The sequence below is a fragment of the Nostoc sp. CENA543 genome (assembly GCF_002896875.1).
In the GTDB taxonomy this organism is placed as follows: domain Bacteria; phylum Cyanobacteriota; class Cyanobacteriia; order Cyanobacteriales; family Nostocaceae; genus Trichormus.
In genome coordinates this window covers 922,251-948,912 of the sequence record NZ_CP023278.1, presented here as the reverse complement: position 1 = coordinate 948,912, position 26,662 = coordinate 922,251, and the positions used below count along the sequence as shown (strand labels likewise).

The following is a 26,662-nucleotide window of genomic DNA, read 5'->3' as shown; positions in this document are numbered from 1 at the left end:
GCTGCTGCCCTAAGATAAGACGCGGTAGATTGGATATGTAGCTGTACTACCAATCAACTACTTGCTGCTAACTACGGGTTGGTATCAAATCCCTAAATAAATATTTCTCAACCGAGAAAAATATTAAACAACAGCCGTTTTTCAAGCAAATGTGATTATGTCCAAAAAACTACAACAAGCTATCAAACCACTCTTAAAAACCGTCTTTACCCTGGGTTTAGTGTTGGTTTTAGCCTTAAGCCATGCTGATGGTGCATTAGCTGCCCGTAGTGGTGGCAGAATTGGTGGTGGCTCGTTTAGAATGCCTTCTAGTCGGACTTATACTCCTCGCACCTATGCACCTCCTGGTGGTGGAGGTTACTACGCACCGTATCCTGGTGGCGGTTTCGGCTTTCCGTTCTTGATTCCGTTTTGGGGTATTGGTGGAGGATTTGGTGGTTTATTCACTATTTTAATCTTCTTGGCGATCGCTAATTTCTTGGTTCAAACCTTCCGTCGTGTTTCCAATGGTGGAGGTGAGGATATTGGCTATGACAGCAACCCTTCTGTGAGTGTGAACCGTTTACAGGTTGGGTTACTAGCACAAGCACGAGACTTACAACCAGAACTTAACCGCATTGCGGAAGCTGCTGATACTAACTCCCCAGAGGGACGCGCAGAAATTCTGCAAGAAACAACCCTCGCATTACTGCGCCATCCTGAATATTGCGTATATGCTGCTACTGGTACACAACAAGCCAGGTTAAATGCTGCGGAAAGCCAATTTAACCGTTTAGCATTAGCAGAACGCAGCAAATTTAGCTCAGAAACCCTCTCAAATGTTAACAACCAATTGAGAGCAGCTTTAGCTCAAGAAGCTTTACCTTCATCTAGTGAAATCGATAACCCCACCCGTTTAATTAGTGAAGGCCCCGGTGAATATATTATCGTCACCTTGTTGACAGCCACATTAGGCAAATTTGAACTTCCAGCAGTTAATAATGCTGATGATTTGCGCCAAGCTTTACGACAAATTGGCAGCATTCCAGCAGATCAACTTTTAGCATTGGAAGTATTATGGACTCCCCAAGCAGAAGGCGATACCCTGTCATCAGATGATTTATTTGCAGAGTATCCTGATTTAAAATTGGTTTAAGCCATAAGGGATTTCCAGATAAAAAAATATCCAAACTGTAGGGTGCGTCAGTATGAATACTCTCTTGGTACAGTTAGTTTTTTTTGCACTGGCGCACCCTACTAAACTGTTTATTTGGAATAATTTATTTTTTGGTGTTCCCTAAGTAGAACAGGGTAAATAATTAAAGGTTTGTAGTAATAACTTTAGTCCTTACTACAAACCTTTTTATGTATGTTGATGATTGCTAATTAATTAAAAAAATTTACAAAAGAAATATTATTACAGTATTACTTTTGATAGATGCAGTATATTTGATTACTATCTTTCTAGGGATAGATGTTTAATTGAAAAAAATAATTAGAAAATACCCATAGTTTTTACGAATCTAGAAGTAGATATATTGCTACTTTGTTTTACATATAAATTTGCAACTTACTATGGTTAAAACACCACCATCACTATATTCCGCAGAACAATATCAAGTAGAAAATGCTAACGCAGAGGTAGAAGCTTTAGTAGAAGCACCCGAATCAGAAATTAATTTAGAATTTTTGTATACCAGGGATATTGAATTTCGCCAAGAAACGATTTATTTTGTTGTGGTAGACCGCTTTTATGATGGCGATCGCGATAATAGTGAAGGTCTTAACCCTGAACTTTACGATCCTCAAGGAAAAGATTGGGGTAAGTATTGGGGAGGCGATTTACAAGGAGTTATCGACAAATTAGATTATTTAAAAGATATGGGAGTGAGCGCAATTTGGCTGACTCCCTTGTTTGAACAAGTCGAGGAATTATTTGTTGGTAACGCTGCTATGCACGGCTACTGGACAAAAGATTTTAAAAGAATTAATCCCCGCTACATTGGTAAAGGCGAAAACCCTTCTTTAAATAATACGCAGTCTACCAAAGATACCACCTTTGACCGCTTAATCGCAGAACTGCACAAGCGGAAAATGAAGCTGATTTTAGATATTGTTTGTAACCACAGTAGCCCTGACACTCAAGGTAGTAAAGGGGAATTATATGATGATGGTATCAAAATCGCTGACTTTCATAATGATGTCAATCACTGGTATCACCACTACGGTGAAGTGCAGAACTGGGAAGATGAATGGCAAGTACAAAACTGTGAATTAGCTGGTTTAGCGACGTTTAACGAAAACAATGTTGAGTATCGTAACTATATCAAGCTAGCAATTAAGCAATGGCTAGATCGGGGTGTAGATGCACTGCGGGTAGATACCGTCAAACATATGCCGATTTGGTTCTGGCAAGAATTTACTAGTGACATGTATAATCACAAACCAGAAGTATTCATTTTTGGTGAGTGGATTTACAGTCATCCTAGCGACGATCGCTCTGTGGAATTTGCCAACAATTCTGGGATGACAATTCTAGATTTTGGCTTGTGTGTAGCTATTCGCGCCGCCCTCGCCCAAGGTGCAGAAGGTGGATTTCACGTAATTCAAGAGATATTTGACCAAGATTATCGCTACAACGGGGCAACAGAATTAGTTACCTTTATCGATAACCATGATATGCCCCGCTTCCAAAGCCTCAACCCTGATCCGGCAATGTTGAAGGTAGCGATCGCCTTAATTATGACATCACGGGGTATTCCTTGCATTTATTACGGTACAGAACAATATCTGCACAATGATACCGATGGCGGTAACGACCCCTACAACCGTCCGATGATGGAAAATTGGGATACAGATACGGACATTTATCGATATATCAGATTACTCTCAGGCGTGCGGCGATTAAATCCTGCCGTATCTATGGGTAGCCATTGGGCAAAATACCTCACTCCCGATGTTTACTGTTACGTCCGTCGTTATCGTTCTTCCATTTGCTTTGTCGCCTTAAACCGGGGTGAAGATGTGACAATACCAGAAGTCCCAACAGACTTACCAGACGGTGAACATACTTGTGTAGTGACTCGCAATAAATACGAAGTCAAAGACGGTAAGATTTACAATCTACAACTAGAAGCACGGGGAGTCATTGTTTTAAGTCATGTAGGCGAAAGAGTCAAAGCCCAAACCATCATTCGCGCCCAACTCAACGGGGTGCATACCCAACCTGGTGAAACCATTGTGGTTGTCGGTGACTGTCCCGAACTGGGGAATTGGGATATTAGTAAAGGTTATCCTTTGGAGTACATCAACTCCAATACATGGTTTGGCGAGATTCCCTTCAACGAAAGCGCAGGTAAACTCATCAGTTACAAATATGCCATGTGGCGCGAAGGCCAATCCCCCCTGCGAGAAAACACCCTCAATCGTCGCTGGGTAGTCGCCAAAGAAGGCACAGTCAAATGGCGTGACACCTGGGTATCGGGGAGGGAGTCTTAGGAGGCAGGGGAGGGGTGCAGGGGTGCAGGGGTGTAGGGGTGTAGGGATGTAGGGGTGTAAGGGTGTGGGGGTACAGGGGTGCAGGGGGTGTAGGGAAGGTAGGGGAAGAAGAACTAATGACTAATGACTAATGACTAATGACTAATGACTAATGACAGTTGACTCTTGTGAGACACCGTGTAAAATTATACGCAAAGAAATAAACATAGACAGTTAAGAAGCGTCCTATGTCAATCATTGCGCTGAGAGCATGGTATCTCCAGGACTATGAACCGATTTCAGAACTGGAAAAACGTCCGCCGGACATTCGCTTGAGTAAGAAAAGTCTGCTGAGATCCGCTTTACGTGCAGATTTTTTGGAAGACAGTGAGGAGGTGAAAAAATCTACTTGGTTTGGACGCTATCTGGAAGGGGAAAATATCGAATTCTATATTGAAGGTAGCGGCGGTTATTGTGTCGCCAACATTGACTTGATTAGTCATGAAATTTATTTTACTAAGCAGGCAATATTGGCACAGTTAGAACCGACGATTTTTTTATCTTATCAAGTTGAGTATGCTGCTTCTGGTGATGTTCTCAAGGAAGGATTACAACAAAGTTTAGCAAATTTAAATTCGCGATCGCGTCTGCCTTTAACTTTAGTCGAATCATATCGTCCTAGTAATGCGCCTATCCGCCTCAACCGTACAGTGATGCGGAAAATTCGCAGAAGTTTGTTATTTATCGCTGACACTACACCCATCGCTAGCATTGATACAGAAGGCACTCCGCAAGTAGTTCCTAGTCCGAATGTGTGTGTTGAACTTGGCTATGCAATTCAAAGTAAACGTACAGAACAGATATTATTAGCACAAATGCAACGCCAAGATATGGAAGGACAATTTCCTTTTGAATTACCTACTCAGCAAATTCTACAATTTAAGGATGCGAAAGAGTTAAATAAAATTCTAACTAAATCAATTGAAATGCAATTAGCCAGATTTAAGTTGTTTTTTTGAATAAATGTACAGGTTTATTTTGCAGTTCTGTGGCAATTAATTGCACACGTTCCACTACATCTATCATGTATTGATAATCGGGTATTTGTCCATTGGGAACATAGCCAACTTCTTGTGCTGAAACCCCAGGAAACTCACCCATGACTTTACGAATTAATGCTTGGCGATCGCTTCCCACCCCAGGACTAATTAACACTGCACCAGGAGGGACGTAGTGAGGATCTGTGTACAGTATTTTGAGTCCTCGTTGAGTGCTGGGTGGACTGTAGAGGCTATATTCAGCGAGTGAAATTGCACCGGCTGCTACTTTTCCCTCTGTTACCCACTCTAGTAAGGTTTTGGGAGTAGGCGCAAATAAGATTTCTGCTAAGGTCAGTCCATACAGATTATACAACGGAAAATAATATCCAGTCGCTGATCCTAGTTGACCCAACGCCACCGTTTTACCTTGTAACTGCTTTAAATCATTGATGGGGCTATCTTTGGGAACTACGAAGACTGAGCGTAAATTATTCACTCCCAACAAGGGGAAAATCGGCACATACTGAGAGCGTGCGATCGCTACTGCGGCTAATCCTGGCGGTGCAAACACCAAAGACCAAGCTTGAGCCTGTAAACGCTCAATTGCTTTATTTTCGTTAAAGGTCGGCTCTAGTTGAATACTGGCTTTCGTTTTCTCTGCTAGGTAACGCTTAAACTTCGCATATCTATTAATAACTTCTGCATCACCATCATAATCAATCACACCAATGGTTAATCTACCTTGGTAAGTCGAGTTAGAAGAGCATCTAGCAACTGCCAATCCTAGAAGATTTAAAAGTAAAAAACGACGGGAAAATCGCCACATTATCGCTATTTTAGGCTGAGTTTTATCTAAAAAAACTGATTAAATAAAATCATACCTAAACTTATGGCGTAGAACAATTTTAACATTTATTTACTTTCAATAACTATTTCAATGTCTTAAATCTGATAGGATGTTTTATTATTTTTGAAAAATTTTTATTATAAAATATGTTAAATAACTTAAAAATAGGGACTAAATTTAACTTACTTTTAGTATTGGTATTCATCATTAGTATTGCTGTAAGCGGCGTGATTTTATCAAGCGTGTTACAACAAAGGGCGCAAAGAGAAGTCAGTTCTCAAGCCTTGTTATTAATGAAAACCATGAACTCAGTGAGAACATACACACAAGAACGCATCAATCCTTTATTAGCACCACAATTAGAAACCGCAACAGCCTTTATCCCAGAGACAGTCCCGGCTTTTTCCGCTACAGAAGTATTTGAAAACTTTCGCCAAACAGAAGGAAACGAAAATTTTCTTTATAAAGAAGCCACACTCAATCCTACTAATTTGAGAGATAAAGCTGATGATTTTGAAACCCAATTAGTAGAACAATTTCGCAGAGATCCCAAGCTTCCCCAACTTGTAGGATTACGTTCTCTACCTGAAGGTGAAGTATTTTATATTGCTAGACCACTTGCAATTACAAAAGAGTCTTGTTTAAGATGTCATTCCACACCAGAACTAGCACCCAAGAGTCAGTTAACCACCTACGGACAAAAAAATGGTTTTGGCTGGAAACTCAATGAAATTGTAGCTGCTCAAATTATTTCTGTGCCTGCCAAAGAAATTTTTAATCACGCCCGTAGTAGTTTGTCATTGATTATGGGTTTGTTAATTGCTATTTTCGCAGTGGTGCTACTGTTAATTAATTTCCTGATCAAGAAAACCGTGATTCAACGCATTAAAAAGATAGAAAAAATCGCCCAAAAAGTCAGCACAGGCGATATGAGTGCTGATTTTGATGAAACCGCGAAGGATGAAATTGGTGGTTTAGCAGCAGCATTCAATCGCATGAAATCTAGCCTGAAAATAGCGATGGATATGCTGAATCAGCAAGGGTATTGACGAAAAATCTAGTTTCTAGGTAGCACAAAGGTAACTCTTCAGGAAAGGTAGGCAATTTTTTCCGTTTATGGTGGTTATTGTGGAAATGCGTTCCAAATTTTAATAGTGCCATCCTGACTTCCACTAGCGAGTGTTTTGCCATTTGGATTGAAAGTAATAGACCAAACTTGTTCTTTATGCGCCGTGAAACTGCTAATCAGTTCGCCAGTACCAGTATTCCACAGTTTGACACTGCCATCTTGACTTCCACTGGCCAGCAGCTTACCATCTGGACTAAAAGCAACTGCTTTGACTTCACCCTGATGACCAGTCAAAGTGTGAATGAGTTTGCTATCACTAACATTCCACAGCTTAATAGCATTGTCATGAATGCCAGTAGCTAAAGTTTTTCCGTCTGGGCTGATAGCAATAGCGTTAATCGAGGATTTAGCATCAAAACTGCCTGTTAGTTTACCAGTCTTCACATTCCACGAATGAATTACGGCAGCAGAATCATCTCTAGCAAATAAAGTCTGAGCATCTGGGCTAAAAGTAATGGGTCGAGACTTAAAGTTAGAAAATCCCGTTTTCACAGCGTTAGGATCATCCTTGATGCGAATGATTTCGCCAGTACGCCAATTCCATAGCCTGATGTTAGACCCTAAATCAAGACCACTAGCAAGAGTCTGTCCATCTGGACTAAAGACTATATCAATCACAGGTTCTGAATGCTTGAGGCTACGGACGAGTTTTCCTGTGTTGGCATCCCACAAATTCAGGCTACCATCTTGTGAAGCACTAGCAAGAATCTGACCATCTGGACTAAAGCTGACAGCCCAAGCTTGTCCTGATAAAGTCAGCAATAGTTGTCCATTGTTAGGATTCCAGACTTTTACGCTTTTAGCACCAGCACTAGCCAGAGTCGTTTCAACAGGGCTATTTGTGTGTGATCTTTCTGGAGAATAAGCAACTGAATAACCTGAGTCAAACTTTGTTGAGAGGGTGCGGAGTGGTTGACTATTTTGAGTTAACACAGTGCAACCGTAAACAGATATAGTTAGTATCGTTAAAGTAGATACTGTGTAGTAATTTCTCAAGCTGTGTTTCCAAGTCATTGTCGGGTAGTATTTCTCACCTGATATCTGACTCGACTGATTAAAATACCCACTGTTCCGCCAGATTCTGATTTATTTAACTTCAAAAGATTGAATCATTTTTTCGGCTAAGGGTAAAAATTTATCATAATCATCTACTGTTGCTGTGTAGGTAATCATGTAGGTTTGCTCATCTTGCAGAGTCCAAATTTGCAAATTTTTAACCCTATTAGCTCCATTTTTACCTGTAAACACTAATTGATATGCTCTTTTATTGGCAAGCGTAGCTGGGCTTATGCTGACAATATTAGCTTCCGACACGGTGTCTTTAATTTCTTTGACGAATAAGTCTTTAGATTCGTCTAATGTTCCGGCAAATTTACCTACATTAACCGTTAATTTATCCTGGAATATATCAGCATCACTTTCTTTAGGTGATAGAAATGTTACTAGTTCTTGAGTGAGAATATTTCCTAAATCTTGTCTTTCCCAAGTTTGAGGGTATTTTATCTTGATGCCTTCGTTATTATTTTCATAATTGAGGAAATTGTCTTTAGGAATTACAGTTTGTAATATGAATAAAATGATTGGTATAATCGCAGCGATAATTCCTACACCAATTAAAACTTTTATTGGTAAAGATTTAGATGATATTTTTTTAATCGCTTGCAAGGCTTCATCTGCTGAACGGTAACGTTGACGGAAATCATAACGCACCATTTTATTCAGGAAATTAGCTAGTTTATGGCTAATTTTTGCTTTTGTTCGCCACTCAATTTCACCCGTTTCAGGATGTCTTGGTAGTCCTTGACTACTAGCATTAGGAAAATCTAAACCGCCTAAAGCTTGAATTCCAATAATACCAACTGCATAAATATCACTGCTTAATTTAGGTACTTGATTAGCTTGTTCACTGGGCATATAACCAGGTGTACCAATAGCAACAGTAACATTTGTTTGTCCATCGACACTGGTTTTCTGTACACTAACTTGTTTGACTGCACCAAAGTCAATTAATACTATCTTACCATCTGAAGTTCGGCGACGAATATTGGCTGGTTTAATATCACGATGAATGACATTTTGCTGATGCACAAATACTAAAACTTCTAGAATCTCTTGTAGAAGTTTGATGACTTCAGCTTCAGTTAATGGTGGTTTAACAGGGGGTAATTCTTCACAAAGGTCGTGTCCAGGAATGAATTCTTGAACTAAAAAAAATTCTCGATTCTCTTGAAAGTGAGCCAATAACTGGGGAATTTGGTCATGTTTTCCCAACTTTTCTAAAGTGACTGCTTCTAGCTCAAATAAACGTTTAGCTTCTTGTAATGTGTATGGATCATTTGATAGTGGCTTAAACTGTTTAACAACACATTGAGGATTTCCGGGACGTTGGATATCCTGAGCAATAAAAGTTGTACTAAAACCGCCACCTCCCAACTGTGTGAGAATTTGGTAGCGTCCACCTACTGTTTTACCCAGCATTAAATTTACCATTTCCCCTAGAAGTAATCACTTACTAACGCTTTAATCTTGATTTTTACACATAGCTCGTAAGTTCTTGTTCTCATAGCAATTATTTTGAATTTTTTTTGAGGAAAGTTTAAATAAGGAGTTAATTTTAGGTGACAATTCATTAATTAATGGTTTAATTATATCTATTTGTGTTGAAGTTAAGATTTCACGAAACTTAACTTTATTCCTATATAAGTAAATAATCTAACAATGAGCTTATGAGTCTGAGCCTGTGCATGATTGTGAAAAACGAAGCAACCACACTTTCTAAATGCTTGAGCAGTGTGAAAGATGTTGTGGATGAAATGGTAGTCTTGGATACAGGCTCTATAGATCGCACCCCTAATATTGCTCAAGAATTGGGTGCGAAAGTACATTATTTTGCATGGTGTAATGACTTTAGTGCAGCTCGCAACGCGGCTTTAAAATATGTGACTGGTGATTGGGTTTTAGTCTTGGATGCAGATGAGACACTGACACCAAAAATTGTGCCACAGATTAAAGAGGCGATCGCCAGAGATGAATATCTGTTAATTAACCTAGTACGTCACGAAGTCGAAGCAGAACAATCTCCCTATTCTCTGGTGTCCCGTTTATTCCGCAACCATCCTGATATTCGGTTTGACCGTCCCTATCATGCCTTAGTTGATGATAGCGTAGCAGAAATTATCAAAACTCAACCCCAATGGGAAATCGGCTATTTACCGGGTGTCGCCATTCTCCACTCAGGTTATCAAAAAACCGCGATCGCCCAAAATGACAAATACACCAAAGCCCAAACCACAATGGAAGGCTTTTTGGCAAAGCACCCCAATGATCCTTATGTTTGCAGTAAATTGGGGGCTTTATATGTAGAAATGGGGAAAAATAACCAAGGAATGGAGTTATTAAAACGAGGTATCGCCGCCTGCAAAGAAAACTATGAAATCTTATACGAATTAAATTACCACTTAGGCATTGCCTACAATCGTTTAAACAATCCTCAACAGGCGATGTCTCATTATCAAGCAGCCATTAAATTGCCCATTTACCCCATGCTCAAATTAGGTGCATACAACAACTTAGGTAACTTACTCAAAGCCGCAGGAGATATTAACGGGGCGAAAAAAGCCTACGAAACATCCTTAAAAATTGATCCCAACTTTGCCACCGGACATTACAACTTAGGCATGATCTATAAAAGTTTAGGGATGTTCACAGATGCGATCGCATCTTATCAAAGAGCGATTCGCCTCCAACCCAAATATGCCGAAGCTTATCAAAATTTGGGGGTAGTGCTGCTCAAAATTGGTAACGTCCAAGCAAGTATCACCGCTTTCAAAAACGCCATTCTCTTACACGAACAAAACAACCCTGACGAAGCGAAAAGATTACGCCAGGGATTAAGAGAAATGGGTTTAGTTTAATTCTTTACCAACTATAGGAATACGCTTTGATTCCTAAAATCATTTGCGGAGGAAGGGAACTCTTAAGGGGGAACGGGAAACAGGTAAGTAATGGCTTTATTCGGAAAGCTTATGCTCCTATGCAATGACGTTGATATTAGTATTGCTCAGGACTACTTTATTAGAGAATTGAGCAATCTGGACTTGTGCATTTCCATCCAAGCCATCAGTATCAAAGAACAGATTACCTGTAGCTTGGTCATAGATCAAGCGATCGCTTGCCGTGATTGCACTAGTTCCCAACCGAAATGCACTAGGAATCAGCCCACCCAAGCCCTGACGCAAACCAAACTCCGCTTTTGATATCAGGATTTTGTCTTCGGTAAGGTTGAAATCGGTGATGATGTTCAAATCCCCACCCAAGGAACGACTTAACTGAAAACTATCTCTACCTTTACCGCCAGTGAGAACATTTCTTCCTCGCCCACCGTTGAGTAAGTCGTTACCATCACCACCGTTAAGAGTATCATTTCCAGCTAACCCAAACAGCGAGTCATTACCGTTACCCCCTGACAACACATTAGCTGCTGAGTTACCTGTGAGTATGTTGTTGCTGCTGTTACCTATACCATTGATCTTCTCAGTGCCAGTCAGTACCAAATTTTCTATATATTCTCCTAACTGCCAACTAATCGCTGCTTGTACTAAATCTGTGCCACCATTGGCGGTTTCGATAGTCATGTCACCGAAATGATCTACGTAGTAGATATCATTGCCACTACCGCCAATCATTTGGTCTGCACCTACTCCGCCATCGAGAAGATCGTGACCTGCACCACCATTAATGGTGTCATCTCCTAAACCACCATAGAGTTTGTCATTGCCATCTAAGCCGTCAATGATATCTTTGCCAACTGTGCCATAGATAGTATCGGATGCTGATGTACCTGTAATGGTGTTGGGGTTGATAGTTATCTTGACTATGCCTATGCTACTACCGCCTTGTTCGTCGCTGATGCGGTAGGTGAAAGTATCTGTGCCGTCATCGCCTTCAGAAAAGGGAGTATAGATGTATGTACCATCGCTATTATCAATCAGGCTGCCATAGCCTGGTTGTGTAATGGCTGTAATTGATAATGCATCCCCATCTGCATCAGTGTCGTTGGCGAGGAGAGTGGCAGCACTAATAATGATGGGTGTATTTCCTGTGGTAGTCAAGTTGTCATCTACGGCAACTGGAAAGGTATTAGACCTTTTAATCAGTGTAACTGCCCATAATTGGTCATTATTATAATTATCAAATCTTACACCAAAGTACAGAACACCATCAACTTCCGTAAGTCCGTAGGGGTTAGAAGAAGCAGCTCCTGGATTGATATCTGCAACAAGTACAGGCTCATTTGTGGAGTTGTCAATTCTCCAAATTTCTCTACCAGTTGTACTGTTAGTAGCCACAAAGTACAAAGTGCCGTTAATGTCCTGCGGAATGCTGATGTTGGAAAATCCATACTCTGGAAAGATATCCTTGAAGCGCACTGCATTACCTGTGCTATTATCGATTGTCCAAGCTTCTAAACCGGTAACACTGTCATTAGCTCTGAAGTAAACCGTACCATTAACTTCTGTAAGTTCAGAGATATCAGAAGATCCAGAACCCAGATTAATATCCTTGACTAAGATAGCATCACCTGTAGATTGATCAATTTTCCACAGTTCTCTGCCAGTAGTAGCTTCATCTCCTATAAAGTAGACTGTACCATTGATATTTTTGAAGTTACTGCCATAAGCCAAAGAAACCTCAGACCCCGAACTCACATCCCTAACTCGCACAGCATTCCCTATCGAGTTATCAATTCTCCAGAGTTTTGTCCCATCGGTAGAGAAATAAAGTGTGTTATTTATATTAGTGAGTTGAGAGAAATAAACAAACTCAGATGCAGGATTGATATCCGTCACCGACACAGGACTACCTGTAGATTGATCAATTTTCCACAATTCATATCCAGAAGTACCGTCATTTGCTGCAAAATACAGCGTTTCATTAACTTCGGTCAGTCCATAGGGATTGGAAGATCCAATTCCAGGGTTGATATCTGCCGCTAAAACAGGGTTACCTGTCAAGCCATCGATTTTCCACAGTTCCCTACCAGTGTTACCATCATCAGCAGCGAAGTATAGTGTGTCACCTCCTTTGTTCATCAGATACGAGGGAACAGCCAAACTTGCCGTAGGTGTAAGACTAATATCTGTGAATGCTACAGGGTTGCCAGTAGTAGGGTCAATTTTTAACAACTCAAGCCCAGTATTTATATCAGATGCCACAACATAGACTACGCCGTTAACTTCGTAGTAGTCTAAAATACCATTTTTAGTTAAAAGCAAGATAAATTCATCTGTGCTTGCATCTTGCTTCCACAACGATCCCAGTGTAGATCCCAGTCCATCTGGATTGATTATTTCGTAGGTTTTTAAGTAGAGAGAGCCGTTAATATTAGTGAGAGATTGACTAAAAGAAGAGTCACCATTAAAACTGGTGGGAATTTGATATTGGAGATTCTGACCGATTTCTACAAAACTACTAGTAGTTTCATCTAGTACAGAAATTGATAGTAAAGCCCCATTCAAGAAATCATAATCATTAGTCTTTATATTGTATAGCTTGTCTCCTATGATATTAATGCTAGTATTATAAGTCAAACCATCTACATCAGGTGATGGTACTCCTGTAACAATGCCAGTGGCATTATCAACTTTCCCGATACCAGCATTTGTTTCTCTTTGGTATCCATCTACCAAAATAAAGTATAAATTACCATTGAAGTTAGTCAGACCGCCGAGATAACTCCCATACATACTATCAAAGCGATATACGCGGTATGCTTGAGCAACATTCGTGTTGACGGTAGTAATTTGTTGAACATCTTGAGTCGCTGATTGGAGATGGGTTGCAACGGAAATCTGGTTTTTAGACATGGTTGTGATTCCTAAAGAAAAGATTGAATTGAGCTAACTGTCTTGGCTGTGGCTAGAGATGAAGCGATCGCCTGTTGCACCGCAGACATAGGTTATCTATGCCCCAAGCTATGCGATGATGGTGATGTGAGTATTGCTCAGCAATGGTTTAGTTGTCAGTTGGGCAATTTGTATTTGTGTATTACCACTTAAGCCGTCAGTATCAAAAAATAAGTTGCCTGTGGCTTGGTCATAGATAAAGCGATCGCTCGCCGTGGTTGCACTAGTTCCCAAACGAAAAGCACTCGTATTCAGCACACCCAAACTTTGATTCAATCCAAACTCCGCTTTGGAAATGAGAATCTTGTCATCAGCAATACTGAAATCGGTAATAGTATCAAAATCATCAACCACAGGCAGACTTAATTGGAAACTATCTCTACCAGCGTCGCCAGTCAAAGAGTCATTTCCCCTACCACCGATGAGTAAATCGTTACCTTTACCACCATTGATGATGTCATTACCATTGTTGCCATTGAGTGTGTCATTACCTGCCAATCCAAATAGCCAATCATCGCCATCCCCACCTGAGAGAACGTTAGCTGCCGAGTTACCCGTGAGGACATTATTGCGACTATTACCAGTGCCATTAATAGATGCACTACCAGTCAACACTAAGTTTTCTAAATTGTCTGCCAACTGCCAGCTAATGGCGGCTTGCACTAAATCTTTACCTGCCTTGGCTTCTTCAACGATGACATCGCCAAGATTATCTACATAATAAATATCGTTTTCTGTGCCACCAACCAAAGTATCAGCACCAAAACCACCGTCGAGGGTATCATTACCAGCACCACCAGATAAAATGTCATTCCCAGCTTTACCTAGGAGTTTATCATTGCCATCTAGGCCATAAACGACATCGTTGCTATCAGTACCGTTGAGCGTTTCGGAAGCTGAAGTACCTGTAATGGCATCAGAATTCAGGTCTAATGCCCATAGTTCACCATCATTATTGAAGTAAAGCTTGCCATTGAGGTATGCCAATTCATAAATATTAGAAGACTCAGTTCCTGGACTGATAGCATCTGTGAGTATTCTTAACTGATTAGAACTTTCATCAAATTCCCACAATTCCCTACCGTAGATAGCGTTATCTGCACTAAAGTAAAGCTTGCCATTGATCAAAGTGGGAATGCTCACATTGCTTAAACCAGACTCTGGTAAGGTGTCTACAAATCGCACTGCTTTGCCAGTGTTGTCAATCTTCCATACTTGATTGTCGATGAATTGACTTTTCGCATAGGCAAAGAAGTAAAGCGTGCCATTAACATTAGTGAGGTTGTTGGGATTAGCAGAACCAAAACCTGGATTAATATCTGTGAGCCTTACCACATCACCCGTAATGGGGTCTATCTTCCATAACTCTATACCAGTAATTCCATCGTCAGCAGAGAAGTAAAACGTGTCATTGAGGGTGAATTGTTGATAAATGGCAATAGAACCAGCACCAGGATTGATGTCTTCTACTTGCACTGCTTTGCCTGTGGTGTTATCTATCTTCCACCACTCCTCTCCTGTAGTGCCGTCATTCGCAATGAAGTACAGGGTATTATTGACGTTGACAAAATTTTTGGGTGAAACAGAACTAGCACCAGGATTGATGTCTTCTACTTGCACTGCTTTGCCTGTGGTGTTATCTATCTTCCACAACTCCTCTCCTGTAGTGCCGTCATTCGCAATGAAGTACAGGGTATTGTTGACATTGACAAAATTTTTGGGTGAAGCAGAACCAGAACCAGGATTGATATCTGTCACTCGCTGAGGGTTGCTAGAAGAATCTAATTTCCATAACTCAGTGCCGTAGTTGCTGTCACTAGCAACAAAGTACAATACACCATTCAAGTTGAACAATGTACCTACTGTGTAGTCATCATTAGATCCTGTATTAATATCAGTTATTAACACTTCGTTGCCTGTGGAGTTGTCAATTTTCCACAATGACTGTAATAAAGTTTCAGTATTTCCAGTGGTAAAGTAAACAGTGTCATTAACTTCTACATAACCATCAATATATCTAGGAAAATCAGTGACGACAAGTTCGACAAAATTACCTGTATTATTGTCAATTTTCCACAGTGAAAGGCTATCGTTGCCATAGCTATAGTTATAACTAATAAAGTAGTATGTGCCGTTAATTTTAGTTGGCTGAGTCGTATTTATGTTGTCAATTGTTTGCTCAATGACTAAACGTCCCGTAGAAACATCTACTTTACTAATGCCAGAACCTTCAAAACGGTAAAAAATGATTGCGTAAAGTCTATCATTGAGAACAATAAATCTTAAGTGATTGTTCTCAATGCCGCCTATACTAGATATTTCACCAGTATTATTATTAAGTTTAGAAACCCAAGTATCACGTGGGTTAGATACTGTTAAATACAGGGTTTCCTTGAAGACGGTTAAGCCAAGACCCTCAAAATAGTAATCTTCATTGAAATCTCTAATAAGATATGGCTTGCCAATATTAATATCAACCGTCGCTGTGCTAGTACCTCCTTGACCATCACTAACGGTGTAGGTAAAACGATCAAAACCACGGTAATTACTATCGGGGATGTAAGTATAAGTACCGTCATTGTTGTTGACTAAATTGCCATAACTCGGTTGACTTAAGTTAGTCACCAACAATTTACCACCATCTACATCTTGATCATTGGCGAGAAGATTAGCCAAACTAATAACTATCGGTGTGTTGACAGTAGTAATGAAGCGATCGCTTTCTACGATAGGATTGCGATTAGGCAACTCAGAAACAGCTAAACCCCAAAGCCTAGAACCATAATCAGGGCTAGAGGCGTTAAAGTAGAGCGTACCATTAGCGTAGACTAAGTTGGAGGGAGAGGAATCTTCAGCACCAGGATTGATATCAGTGAGACGTACAGCCTGACCTGTAGCACTATCTAGACGATATAACTCAGAGCCATAGGTGGGATCATATGCACTAAAATAAAGAGTGCCATTGATGTTAGTCAAGTTTTGCGGATTAGAAGAATCTGCACCAGGATTTATATCTGCAACAAGTACGGCATTTCCTGTAGTATCATCTATCCGATACAACTCAGAGCCATAGGTGGGATCATATGCACGAAAGTAGAGTTTGTCATCGGTTTTGGTTAGTTGGAAGACATTGGAAATAACACTAGAATTGATACCTTGGACAAGTACAGCATTACCTGTAGCGTTATCTATGCGGTACAAGTAATAGCCGGAGGAGGAAATATATGCCGTAAAGTAGAGTGTGCCATTGAATTCGGTAAAGTTAAATTCACTACCAGAATTGATGCCAGGAACAATTACAGCATTTCCTGTAGCGTTATCTATGCGATACAACTTTCTGCTATAGTTTTCCGTAAAGTAGAGTGTGTCATTAAATTTGGTAAAACTAGAAAACCAGGAACTGTCAGCACCAGGATTAATATCATTGACGCGCACAGATTCGCCTGTGGTGGTGTCTAACCGATATAACTCTCTACCAGATAACTCTCTACCAGAGGTGGGTTCGTATGCAACAAAGTAGAGCGTGCTATTAATGTTAATTAGGTTGCTGGGTGAGGAATCGCTTCTACCAGGATTGATATCTGTGACACGTACAGACTCACCTGTGGTAGTATCTAGCTGGTACAACTCTGCCCCATAGGCAGGAGTATATGCACTAAAGTAGAGTTTTTCATCGATGTTAACCAGGTAGTTAGAGTAGGTAGACAAGTTGTCAGGAGACACAGAACCAGGATTAATATCAGTGAGGCGTACAGCCTCACCTGTAATGTTATCTATGCGATACAACTGTCTGCTATAGTAGGTGTGGTCAGTTGCGATAAAGTATAATATGCCATTGATGTTAACTAGGTAGTCGGGGTAGGAATACTTCTCTCCAGGATTGATCTCATTAATACGTACAGGCTGATCCGTAGCGTTATCAATCCGATATAACTCAGAACCATAAGTAGAGGTATATGCTCTAAAGTAGAGTACACCGTTAACATTGACTAGTGGATTAATGTAATAAGATAAGTTAATATCTCTGCTTTCTAAGACAAACTCTGAACCACCACTAGACTGATCTATTCTCCATAATTGCTGAGTGAAAAAGTTAGTTTCTTTAGTAAAGTAAAGTGTGCCATTAAAGTTAGTTAAGTTTTCAGCGTTAAAGTCTACTAAATATGGCTGAGAAGCTGTCTGAACAGAGTTTGTTAGGGAAAAGTTGATTGTAGACATAGTATTTGGTATTAAGTGAAAAAATGGATTTACGTACTAAGTTTTTGCCAAAAAGTATCTAATATAACGGATTGCTTATGTCATAAAAAGGCGATCGCCTGCTGCACTACAGACATAAACTATCTCTGCCTCAGTCTATGCAATGACAGCGATATAACTGTTGTTTAGCAATGCTTTAGTTGTCAGTTGAGCAACTTTTATTTATGTATTATCACTTAAAAACCAGTATCAAAAAATAGATTGCCTGTTGCTTGGTCATAGATGAAGCGATCGCTGGTTTTACTAATTTTTAAAGGTAGTACACTAGCATTTAACCTACTTATCCCGTGACTCACAGCAAACTTCCAGTCACTAACTACAACAGCACTTTCAACCAAATCATTAGATGTAGCGAGTATCGTATTACTAAATTTACTCAATCTCGATAAAAATGCTTTACCTGCAAGATAACTCTTGGCATTATCTTGACTTTCTAGTTGAGAGTGAATTGTGTACATAATAGGGAACAAAATGCTTTAATTCAGGATTTACGTAATCATAATTTTCAAGGTAATTGATTAGGTAAATTTCGTTCTTATAGGCTTTTCTAGAATGAAATTGACTAAATTTGCATAGCAATTTAATTGTAAATCTACCTATAGACTGAAAATTTCACCTCATCAATTACCTTCAGTAAATTACAATACACAGAAAAATTATTGAGTAAAATTGGTTAAAAATCTCATAACTTAATATTTTGTTTAATTTTAAAGATTAAATGAAGATTTTCTCCAAAAATATCACCTTTAAAAGCTTGATTGATGACCGATAAATATCTGAAATAATGTATTTAAACGCGATTTGTCATGTTGCCATGAAAACATTTGTTATTTATATAGACTGTTTATCTTGAACCGCTATTCATCCCCAGTTTTCGCTTCACATGGGGATGAATAGCGATGAAAAAGGATTTACATTAGTTACAAAATAGATTTTTTTTCTAAATTTTATCTATCATTCCAAAGTCAACATCTTCGCGCCAATATCAGCAGGTTTACCAAAATAGGGAAAGCTGGTGACGAGTAGATCAACTCCTGTGCTGGCGTAGTCTTGAACGTTGTCTAAGTTGATTCCCCCAGCGACAGCTAGTTTAATCTGGGGATACTGATTTTTGAATGACGGTACTACAGGCTTGAGTTCAGCGCAGGAAACCTTATCAAACTGAATCATATCAACTCCAGCTTGTGCGATCGCCCACGCATCGGCGATAGTTTCTACTTCCATCGCAATTTTGTGTTCCTGAAAGCGTTGTTTGAGTTCCGGTAAGCGTTCTAAGAGTCCCGACATCCCACCCAGATAAGTCAGATGTTCTTTGAAAATCAAAATTGTTTCAGACAACCCCAAGCGGTGAGGAATTGCGCCACCCGCCAAAATAGCCTTGACAGATAGCGCACGCGTTCCAGGAAATACTTTCCGCGTCCCTACAACTCCCACTGATGGGTTGACTTGTCGTGCTGCTTTGACCAAATTATTGGTACGAGTAGCAATACCGGAAGTATATTCCATCAAATTTAGGGCAATTCTCCAGCCAATATGCAAAGCTTCTGCTGTACCTGTGGCTTTTAAGATTAGTTGTTTTTCTGCCAAGGTAGTGCTGCTTTCCACCAGAAAAAGAACCTTTGCACCACACTCTTCAAACACTCTAGCGGCTTCCTCTGTAGCACAGACTACCATTGGATGACGGGAATAAAATTCAATTTCACCCGATTGCTTGCCAATACCGAGTCCCAATGTTGTCAAATCAAAATAGGGAACGTCCTCTTCAATGAGTTTAGCGATCGCTACGTCTGAAAGTACATTCCTCATCACTCAAATATATTCCTTGTTGTAGTTTTAATTACTGCTTTCGTGTGGCTATTGGCAAGCAATTCGGGTTAAATATCAGGATGGTTGATTAGGGGAGTTATCTTCGCCCATTTGCCGTTCCATAGTTGATATCGCAGCATTTACAGCAGCTAACCGAGTTTCCAGGCTATCCCGCATCCATTTCAAGAATTCTAATTGATGCTGGCGATAGGATTTTTGAGTAGTCGAATCAGAATGACAGCAGGGGTTCATCCAAAATGGAAACATGAGTGATTCTCCTTGAATCTAAAGCACACTTACTAAAGTAGCGCACTCCCTCCATTCTTGATGTTTACAAAATCCGAATTCCTCGCGCTAAAACCGCCGCCAATAGGGGAATCAGCGCAAAACCAGCCAATTCCCCCCTAATTAGCCAATTTAGTCGCTGTAATTGGGGTAATTCAATTTTAGGGGGTTGATTATCTAGCAAGTTCTTAATCCACGACAGAAAAGAAAAGGTGGGATACAAAGACAACAAACTCACCAGAATAAAAAGACTTACCTTGATGTAAAAGACTGGATTGCTCAGATAATAATCACTGCCTTTACCAAAGTAAATCACTCTCAATACACCCGTCATCAGAATTGTTATGGCTGATAAACCATAAATAGCATCTGCTATTACCACTCTCCAAGCTTCTTTGAGGCTGATATCTTTTTTCAAATTCTGACTTTCAACCACCAACGCCCCGAAAGCCAGCATGAAGCCCAGATAATGTAAATATGCTGTAATAGCACTTTTCCACATTAGTTTACCTGTAATATTTTCTATACTCTGAGTTGAGAGTGCTGAGTGAGGTTTTTCTTCTCCTGCTTTCCCAGTCCCTAGTCCCCAGTTCCCAGTCGCCAGTTATTAGAATGCAGCCATTTCAGCAGTCTTTTTCAAGGTAAAGCAGATTTTTTCTGATGACTGTATTTATTATAACTAAATAACTATATAGTTTAAATAGGATAGGAAATAATCTTTCTAGTTGCATCCCGCCTCATAATTTGGAAATCGGGAAAAACTGTCCCTAATTTGATTAATTATGGCAATTATAGCGGTTCCCAGTTAAGTGAGGTACAGATAATATTTTGAAACGCAGAGGGGCGCGGAGTAAATCGCAGAGTTACGCAGAGATTTGTACCTCAGCAGATTAGGAAACGCTATAAGTTTGTTTTGTACATAAGCACTTTATACCGATTCTATTTAAAAAAAATGTGGTTTGATCCCTCTAAATCCATGCCACTTGATGGCAGTTGCTTTATGCCGGGGAACCTGTCCACTGCACTGCCTCCTTTAAGCTGGGAAACCCTTCTAACGCAATGGCTCCCCTTAAAAAAGGGGACTTTGATTTAATATGATGACTACTGCCAAGCAAGCCAAATTTTTTGAAGCTTTGTTAATGCTAATCACAACAGACAAAGTCTCGCTAATTTTTTGCTAGGCAGAAGATGTGATTTAAAAACGCACTGAAACAGAACCAATGACAGTAAAAGGTTCGCCGGGATAAATACCGCTAGTTCTGCCAAAAGGTACACCACTGATGTAGTCAACATCAAAAATATTCTTGAAGTTGAGAGCAAAACGCCAATTGTTGCGGCGGTAAAAAATACCAGCATTAGTTAGAAAATAACTATCTAGTTCAAAGCTGTTGTCTAGGTCGCCTTGACGCTCTCCTACATAGTTAAAGCCCACGCCAAAGCCTAAACCTTGCCAATTACCGCGTTGAATTTCATAAGTTGTCCATAAACTAGCACTATGTTTCGGAACTCCTGCGAGTCTATTTCCTACGGGAATGGTATTGTCTGCTGTGACTTCTGCATCTGTATATGCGTAAGCGGCAATAATATTCCATCCTGGGAGAATTTGTCCGCTAACATCGAATTCAAAACCTCGGCTACGTTGTTCACCTGTAGCTATAGAAATACCCAGCCCCGGAAAATTCAGATCCGTTGTCGCAACGTTTTGTTTGGTAATGTCAAAGTACGATAACGTTGCTGAAAGTTTACCTTCTAGTAATTCAGTTTTGACACCAACTTCGTACCCTTCGCCTCTTTCTGGTTCTAGAGGATTACCATTCACATCGAACTGATCAATATTCGGATTAAATGATTGGGAATAGCTGGCATAAAGTGATACTTCTTTTGATGGTTGATACACAATTCCGATGCGGGGAGTGAAAGCATCATTGAATTGACTGGTATCACCGCCGGGATAAAACAGTGATGGTTGATTGGTGATGTCTTGCTTGACGGTTTCGTAGCGTATCCCAGCTAGTAATTTGAGACTATCAAAGAAGGCTATTTCATCTTGTAGATAAATACCTAATCTATCTGTGACAGATTCTCTATCTAGAAGCACAATATCTAAACCAGTGCGGGGTGTAGCTCTGTAGACAGGGTTGAAGATATTCAACTGTGAGGGAGTAAAGAAATTAGAGGTGGCAAAACTACTGGAGTTAGTACGATTCAAATCCAGACCAAACAAGAGGGTGTGTTTGATGCTACCTGTAGAGAATTTACCTATGACATTTGACTGTAAGGAGTAATCGTCAGAATAGAAATCATCTAGTGCATAAACGCGATCTACAATACCTGTCGTCTCATCAAAGTTAGTAGTAATCGTCAAGCGATCGCTATAAACTTTACTTGTGGCGTAGCGAAATCCATTGCGAAATGTCCAGTTATCACTAAAACGATGCTCTAGTGAGTATCCAGTGCTAATAAATGTGCGCTCAATATAGTCATCTGGTTCATTGATGATGCGATCGCGTGGAACATCAATTACACCTCTTCCAGAAGCTACTAAACCAGCATCATATGGCCGTCTACGGTTAGAATACTGCGCTTCAAAGGTAAAATCTGTCTTTTCGCCCAATTTCCAAGCTAATACGGGTGCAACGAAATATTGCTCAAAGTTTTCGTCAAAACCTCGGAAACTTTCACTATTCAAATAGGATAGGTTCAGTCTATACAGCAGGCTGGGATCATCATTCAAAGAGCCAGAAATATCAATGCGTGGACGAATCAAACCATAGTTACCAAACTGGACTTCTGCTTCGTAAAAAGGCTCTGCTAGAGGTTTTTTGGTGACAGCGTTAATGATCCCACCGGGTTGAATCTGTCCATATAAAATCGAGGCTGGGCCTTTGAGGATTTCGACACGTTCTAAATTGGCTGTTTCTGGAACATCTGGAAAGGCAAATTGTCTAAATCCATCTATCAATATTGGTGCGTTATCAAATCCCCGAATTGTATATCTTGCTTCTGTACCTGTGTCCAACCCACCAGCAATAACATTACTGACGTTATTGAGTGTTTCATCCAATCTGATAACTTGTTGATCTTCAATTACCTGGCGCGGAATCACCTGAATCGATTGTGGTATGTCTCGCAGTGGGGTGTCGGTTCTTGTGCCGGTAGTAGCGTTTAATGCGTTATAGCCAGCATCGCGATCGCCTGTTACCACTAATTCTATTGGCTCATTCGACTCTGCTGATGGTGGTTGGACGGGAGTTTCTGTTTCTGGTGTAGGTGTGGGTGCTACTTCTGTTTCTGGCTGTTTTTCTGGTGGTGGGGTTGCAGATGCCGTAGTGATCAACCCTAAAATCAAGCCTTCATCACTGTCAAACAATTCTACTTGCGGTAAGCTTGTTTCTCCTTTGACTGTGACTAATATAGTATTAGGATTTTGGTTGTTAACAGTAATTTCAGCAATTCCTGCTACTGGGTTTTCTTGGCGAAATATCTCACCACTAGATAAACGCAGTTGAGCATTATTGATCTCTGCAATGTATGTATTACCTTCACTTCTAGGCTTAACTTGTAACTGATCGCCTGAAGTAGTCTGTAAAATTATCTCCACACCCTGAGCGGTGGAATTCACTTGGACTCCAGTCACGGGAATAACTTGTTGCGAACCCCCTTGAGTAAGTAGAGAGGGTTGGTTGATTTGCAAAATATCCCGTTTCTGTCGCAGTTCTGATTGCTGGTTCGTCTTTGCCCCTTGGGCTGGATTAGCCATGAACACACCAACTGAGACTGCCAACAACAAGCTTTGCAAGATTTGCTCTGGTTTCATTACTTCCCTCATCATTCATCGTGTCATGTGATTTTTGTTAATGACACGAACCTCTTAAGTTATTGAAATTGATTCTTAGCTATTTTGCAAGTTAGTCAATTTAATTGCAAATCAATTTTACATTAACTATTGATAATTTGTTGCAGTGTTAATTTCGCTTAATACTTTTTTTGCGACTAATACTTAAGTATCAAATAATTATAAGGTTAAATAAAATACCATGAAAATGCTTAGTATATACTTGAAGGCTTATTTTAAAAGTATTTATAAGCTCTAGTCTTAATTTAAATAATACTAAGTAAGTTAAAGACTTTAAACAAAGCAGAGAAAATAGACTGCTTTGGGTTTCCTGAAATTAAGCTTAGTCTATGCAAATCATAAGTTAAAGCCTTTTTTTTTAATGAGATTATAATTTTTTTATATATATTGCCACTTGCTAAATGCAATAACTTCCTATTAAATAATTTTGAGGCTAGCTAAAAATTATTTGCAATAAGGTCTATCTAACCTCCGAGTTGTTCGATATCAAGCAACACCAAAGTTTATTCTCATCAAAGAATAAAGTTAACAACAGCGCATCGACTTGATTTAGAAGTCAAGCAAGCTGGTGAAGCTGGACAATTCGCGCGTGCATCTCAGTTCCCAAGGTGTAATATGTGTCAATCTATAGACAGCCGACAAGAAAATTCCTCTAGTGTTTCTCCAGTTACGTCTGGCGAACAGAATACTTGCAATGTCATGGATACTTTAAAATCAATACTTCTAAATCTCGGTATTCCAGAAGAGTCAATTAGTGAAGACACCTTATTGCAAAGAGATTTACAACTTGATTCTGTAGAGGCGGTAGAGATAGCCTTGGGATTAAAACGGATACTAGGTGTGAGTGTGAAGCTAGAGTCTCGGCAAGACATGACATTAGCTCAAGTCTGCAATCAAGTCGAAGAAGCGATCGCCCAAAATCATCCCAACCATGTTACACCAACAGATTAAAGGGTTGGGTTTAGATATCATACCCATTCACAGAATTGCCAGAATCGTTGATCGATATGATGGTGAAACCTTAAATCTGATCTTCACTGCTAAGGAAATCGAACGCTGTCAATCAGCTAAGGACTCTCATCAATATTATGCAATTTGCTTTGCCACAAAAGAAGCTGTGAGTAAAGCTCTAGGTACTGGGTTGGTTGACATTGATTGGAATGACATTGAAGCTGAAATCACACCTCAGAGTCTAATTATTCATCTATACAATCAAGCAAGTTATCAGGCAAAAAAACGTGACATTCAAAATTGGTCGGCAAATTGGTGCAATTGGAATCAACATATATTAGTTCAAGTCATTGCTTTATGAAAGGGAACGGGGAAAATAAAGCCACCCACAAGAGGGAGGTACACTAAGGGCTTTGTAAAGGAGCGCGGGAAAGTCAGGGAGTAGAGGAAAAGCTAATGACTATGATTTCTGAACAGTTACCAGATATATTTAACGTTGCAGCTTACTTCCTAGACAGAAACTTGGCAAAGGGAAGCAGCGAGAAAATAGCTTTTTATTATCAAAATGAAACATATAACTATGCACAAGTTACCAGCTTCGTCAGACGGAGTGCGAGATTACTGGCTAATCTTGGGATAAAACAAGAAAACCGCATCGCCATTTTATTACCCGATTCTCCAGAGTTTGTCTTTGGCTTTTGGGGTGCAATTTGGCTGGGAGCCATACCAGTTCCCATTAATACGACTTGTAGTCTTAATGAGATTCAATATATTCTGCAAGATTCTCGCGCTCAACTTTTATTAACTACCCAAGAGTGGCAAGAAAAACTAGCTCCTATCCAATCAAAATATTTACGTCATGTACTCTTGAAAGATGCTTATAGTTCTTTGCTAACTCAACAAGATGAATTACTACCTTGTGCGGAAACTTCACCCGATGAACCAGCTTTTTGGCTCTATACATCCGGTAGTACAGGCAGTCCTAAAGGCGTGATTCACCTGCATCAGAGTATGGTGGTATGTGCAGAAAGATACGGTAAAGCAATTCTAGGTTTGCGTGAGGATGATATTACCTATTCAGTGGCGAAAATGCCTTTTGCCTATGGCTTGGGTAATACCTTATATATGCCAATGGCGGTAGGTGCAGCTAGTGTGTTATCTGATGCCAGTAACGCCTTCGACATAATTGCAGATATTCACCGTTATCGACCGACGATTTTGTTTGGCATACCGAGTGTTTATGCAGGTATTTTGGCTCTCTCGGAAATTGCACCATTGGATGTTTCTTCCTTACGCCTGTGTGCATCGGCGGCGGAACAATTGCCTAAAAGCATTTGGCAGCAATGGCGAGAAAAATACAACCATGAAATTTGCGAAGGCATTGGTACGACTGAGTTTTTACATATATTTCTCTCTAATCAAATAGGAAAGTGCAAACCAGGAAGTTCTGGTTGTCCCATTCCTGGTTATGACGTGCAAATTCTGGATGACGATGGTGTACCTTGTTCTCCTGGTGAAATTGGCAATCTCCAAGTCAGAGGAGAAAGCCTGATGTGGGGTTATTGGAAGCGGTTACAACAAACGCGTAAAGCGATTTATGGTGACACCATGCGGACTGGAGATAAATATTTACAAGATGCTGATGGTTATTTTTACTTTATGGGACGTAATGATGACTTGTTTAAAGTCAATGGCCAATGGATCTCACCAATGGAAATTGAGGATATATTACATCAACATCCCCAAATTTTAGAGGTTGCTGTTGTACCTGAGTCTAATAATGAAGAACAGTTAACGCAGATTGTCGCTTATATCAGTCTCAAGTCGGGGCAAACTGCTTCACCACAAATAGAAATGGATATTCGGAAGTTTGCTAGACAAAATCTGCCAAATTTTAAGGCTCCTAAAAAAGTTTACTTTGTAGAAAAATTACCACGCACTGCTACCGGAAAAATTCACCGCAGATTATTAAGTAATAATTCTAGTTTAAGTATCACAAGGTAAATAATTAAAGGTTTGTAGAGAGAACTTTAGTTCTCTCTTCTTTACGAGACACTCCGCGAACAGAAAAGGACTAAAGTCCTTACTACGAACTGAATCCTAGTATTTTTACATTGTTTAATGTAGTTT

18 protein-coding genes are annotated in these 26,662 nt (G+C 39.9%); 8 read left to right on the top strand and 10 right to left on the bottom strand.

Annotated elements, in window-relative coordinates; all coding sequences use genetic code 11:
- The first annotated feature begins 157 nt into the window (after window positions 1-157).
- The 3 genes from CLI64_RS03865 to CLI64_RS03855 all read left to right on the top strand — a co-directional run bounded on the left by CLI64_RS03865 (window position 158) and on the right by CLI64_RS03855 (window position 4,475).
- Window positions 158-1,135 carry a DUF1517 domain-containing protein gene (locus tag CLI64_RS03865; RefSeq protein WP_103135988.1) on the top strand — a complete coding sequence of 326 codons (978 nt, stop codon included), beginning with the start codon at window positions 158-160 and terminating at the stop codon, window positions 1,133-1,135.
- A gap of 419 nt (window positions 1,136-1,554) precedes the next feature.
- Window positions 1,555-3,477, top strand: a complete 1,923-nt coding sequence (locus CLI64_RS03860) for an alpha-amylase family glycosyl hydrolase (protein WP_103135987.1) — start codon at window positions 1,555-1,557, stop codon at window positions 3,475-3,477.
- 227 nt (window positions 3,478-3,704) lie between these two features.
- The gene (locus CLI64_RS03855) at window positions 3,705-4,475 is read left to right on the top strand and encodes a hypothetical protein (protein ID WP_103135986.1); all 771 of its coding nucleotides are present in this window, start codon (window positions 3,705-3,707) and stop codon (window positions 4,473-4,475) included.
- Here the strand turns inward: CLI64_RS03855 and CLI64_RS03850 are convergent.
- Window positions 4,459-5,325, bottom strand: coding sequence for a phosphate/phosphite/phosphonate ABC transporter substrate-binding protein (locus tag CLI64_RS03850; RefSeq protein ID WP_103135985.1), 867 nt, complete (start codon window positions 5,323-5,325; stop codon window positions 4,459-4,461). The two genes, CLI64_RS03855 and CLI64_RS03850, sit on opposite strands and share 17 nt — an antisense overlap.
- A 164-nt stretch (window positions 5,326-5,489) precedes the next feature.
- Here CLI64_RS03850 and CLI64_RS03845 point away from each other — a divergent pair, with 164 nt between their 5' ends.
- Complete coding sequence (locus CLI64_RS03845) at window positions 5,490-6,392, top strand: DUF3365 domain-containing protein (protein WP_103135984.1); 903 nt, start codon at window positions 5,490-5,492, stop codon at window positions 6,390-6,392.
- Between the two features lie 74 nt (window positions 6,393-6,466).
- Here CLI64_RS03845 and CLI64_RS03840 read toward each other — a convergent pair whose 3' ends face one another.
- The gene (locus tag CLI64_RS03840; protein WP_103135983.1) at window positions 6,467-7,486 is read right to left on the bottom strand and encodes a WD40 repeat domain-containing protein; all 1,020 of its coding nucleotides are present in this window, start codon (window positions 7,484-7,486) and stop codon (window positions 6,467-6,469) included.
- 72 nt (window positions 7,487-7,558) lie between these two features.
- Complete coding sequence (locus CLI64_RS03835) at window positions 7,559-8,962, bottom strand: protein kinase (protein WP_308418377.1); 1,404 nt, start codon at window positions 8,960-8,962, stop codon at window positions 7,559-7,561.
- A gap of 236 nt (window positions 8,963-9,198) precedes the next feature.
- Here CLI64_RS03835 and CLI64_RS03830 point away from each other — a divergent pair, with 236 nt between their 5' ends.
- On the top strand, window positions 9,199-10,386 hold the full coding sequence (locus CLI64_RS03830; protein WP_103135981.1) for a tetratricopeptide repeat protein: 1,188 nt from the start codon (window positions 9,199-9,201) through the stop codon (window positions 10,384-10,386).
- Between the two features lie 117 nt (window positions 10,387-10,503).
- Here the strand turns inward: CLI64_RS03830 and CLI64_RS03825 are convergent, their stop codons facing one another.
- The 7 genes from CLI64_RS03825 to CLI64_RS03795 form a co-directional block, all read right to left on the bottom strand.
- Window positions 10,504-13,338 carry a cadherin-like domain-containing protein gene (locus tag CLI64_RS03825; protein WP_103135980.1) on the bottom strand — a complete coding sequence of 945 codons (2,835 nt, stop codon included), beginning with the start codon at window positions 13,336-13,338 and terminating at the stop codon, window positions 10,504-10,506.
- Window positions 13,339-13,446: 108 nt separating this feature from the next.
- Window positions 13,447-17,595, bottom strand: a complete 4,149-nt coding sequence (locus CLI64_RS03820; RefSeq protein ID WP_103135979.1) for a cadherin-like domain-containing protein — start codon at window positions 17,593-17,595, stop codon at window positions 13,447-13,449.
- Window positions 17,596-17,810: 215 nt separating this feature from the next.
- Window positions 17,811-18,092 carry a hypothetical protein gene (locus CLI64_RS03815; protein ID WP_103135978.1) on the bottom strand — a complete coding sequence of 94 codons (282 nt, stop codon included), beginning with the start codon at window positions 18,090-18,092 and terminating at the stop codon, window positions 17,811-17,813.
- Window positions 18,093-18,588: 496 nt separating this feature from the next.
- Window positions 18,589-19,440 (bottom strand): ModD protein, encoded by an 852-nt coding sequence (gene modD, locus CLI64_RS03810; protein ID WP_103135977.1) that lies wholly within the window; start codon window positions 19,438-19,440, stop codon window positions 18,589-18,591.
- Between the two features lie 75 nt (window positions 19,441-19,515).
- On the bottom strand, window positions 19,516-19,707 hold the full coding sequence (locus tag CLI64_RS03805; RefSeq protein ID WP_103135976.1) for a hypothetical protein: 192 nt from the start codon (window positions 19,705-19,707) through the stop codon (window positions 19,516-19,518).
- A gap of 64 nt (window positions 19,708-19,771) precedes the next feature.
- A complete protein-coding gene (locus CLI64_RS03800; protein ID WP_103135975.1) occupies window positions 19,772-20,227 on the bottom strand; it encodes a DUF2214 family protein in 456 nt (151 codons plus the stop codon).
- 693 nt (window positions 20,228-20,920) lie between these two features.
- Window positions 20,921-23,542, bottom strand: a complete 2,622-nt coding sequence (locus tag CLI64_RS03795) for a TonB-dependent siderophore receptor (protein WP_225977505.1) — start codon at window positions 23,540-23,542, stop codon at window positions 20,921-20,923.
- A 654-nt stretch (window positions 23,543-24,196) separates the two neighbouring features.
- Between CLI64_RS03795 and CLI64_RS03790 the strand changes: the two genes are divergently transcribed.
- The 3 genes from CLI64_RS03790 (at window position 24,197) to CLI64_RS03780 (ending at window position 26,536) form a co-directional block, all read left to right on the top strand.
- Window positions 24,197-24,532 carry an acyl carrier protein gene (locus CLI64_RS03790; protein WP_225977504.1) on the top strand — a complete coding sequence of 112 codons (336 nt, stop codon included), beginning with the start codon at window positions 24,197-24,199 and terminating at the stop codon, window positions 24,530-24,532.
- Window positions 24,513-24,893 (top strand): holo-ACP synthase, encoded by a 381-nt coding sequence (locus CLI64_RS03785; protein ID WP_103135972.1) that lies wholly within the window; start codon window positions 24,513-24,515, stop codon window positions 24,891-24,893. Before CLI64_RS03790 ends, CLI64_RS03785 begins: the two co-directional genes overlap by 20 nt.
- Window positions 24,894-24,988: 95 nt before the next feature.
- Window positions 24,989-26,536 carry a benzoate-CoA ligase family protein gene (locus CLI64_RS03780; protein WP_103135971.1) on the top strand — a complete coding sequence of 516 codons (1,548 nt, stop codon included), beginning with the start codon at window positions 24,989-24,991 and terminating at the stop codon, window positions 26,534-26,536.
- The last annotated feature ends 126 nt before the right edge of the window (window positions 26,537-26,662 follow it).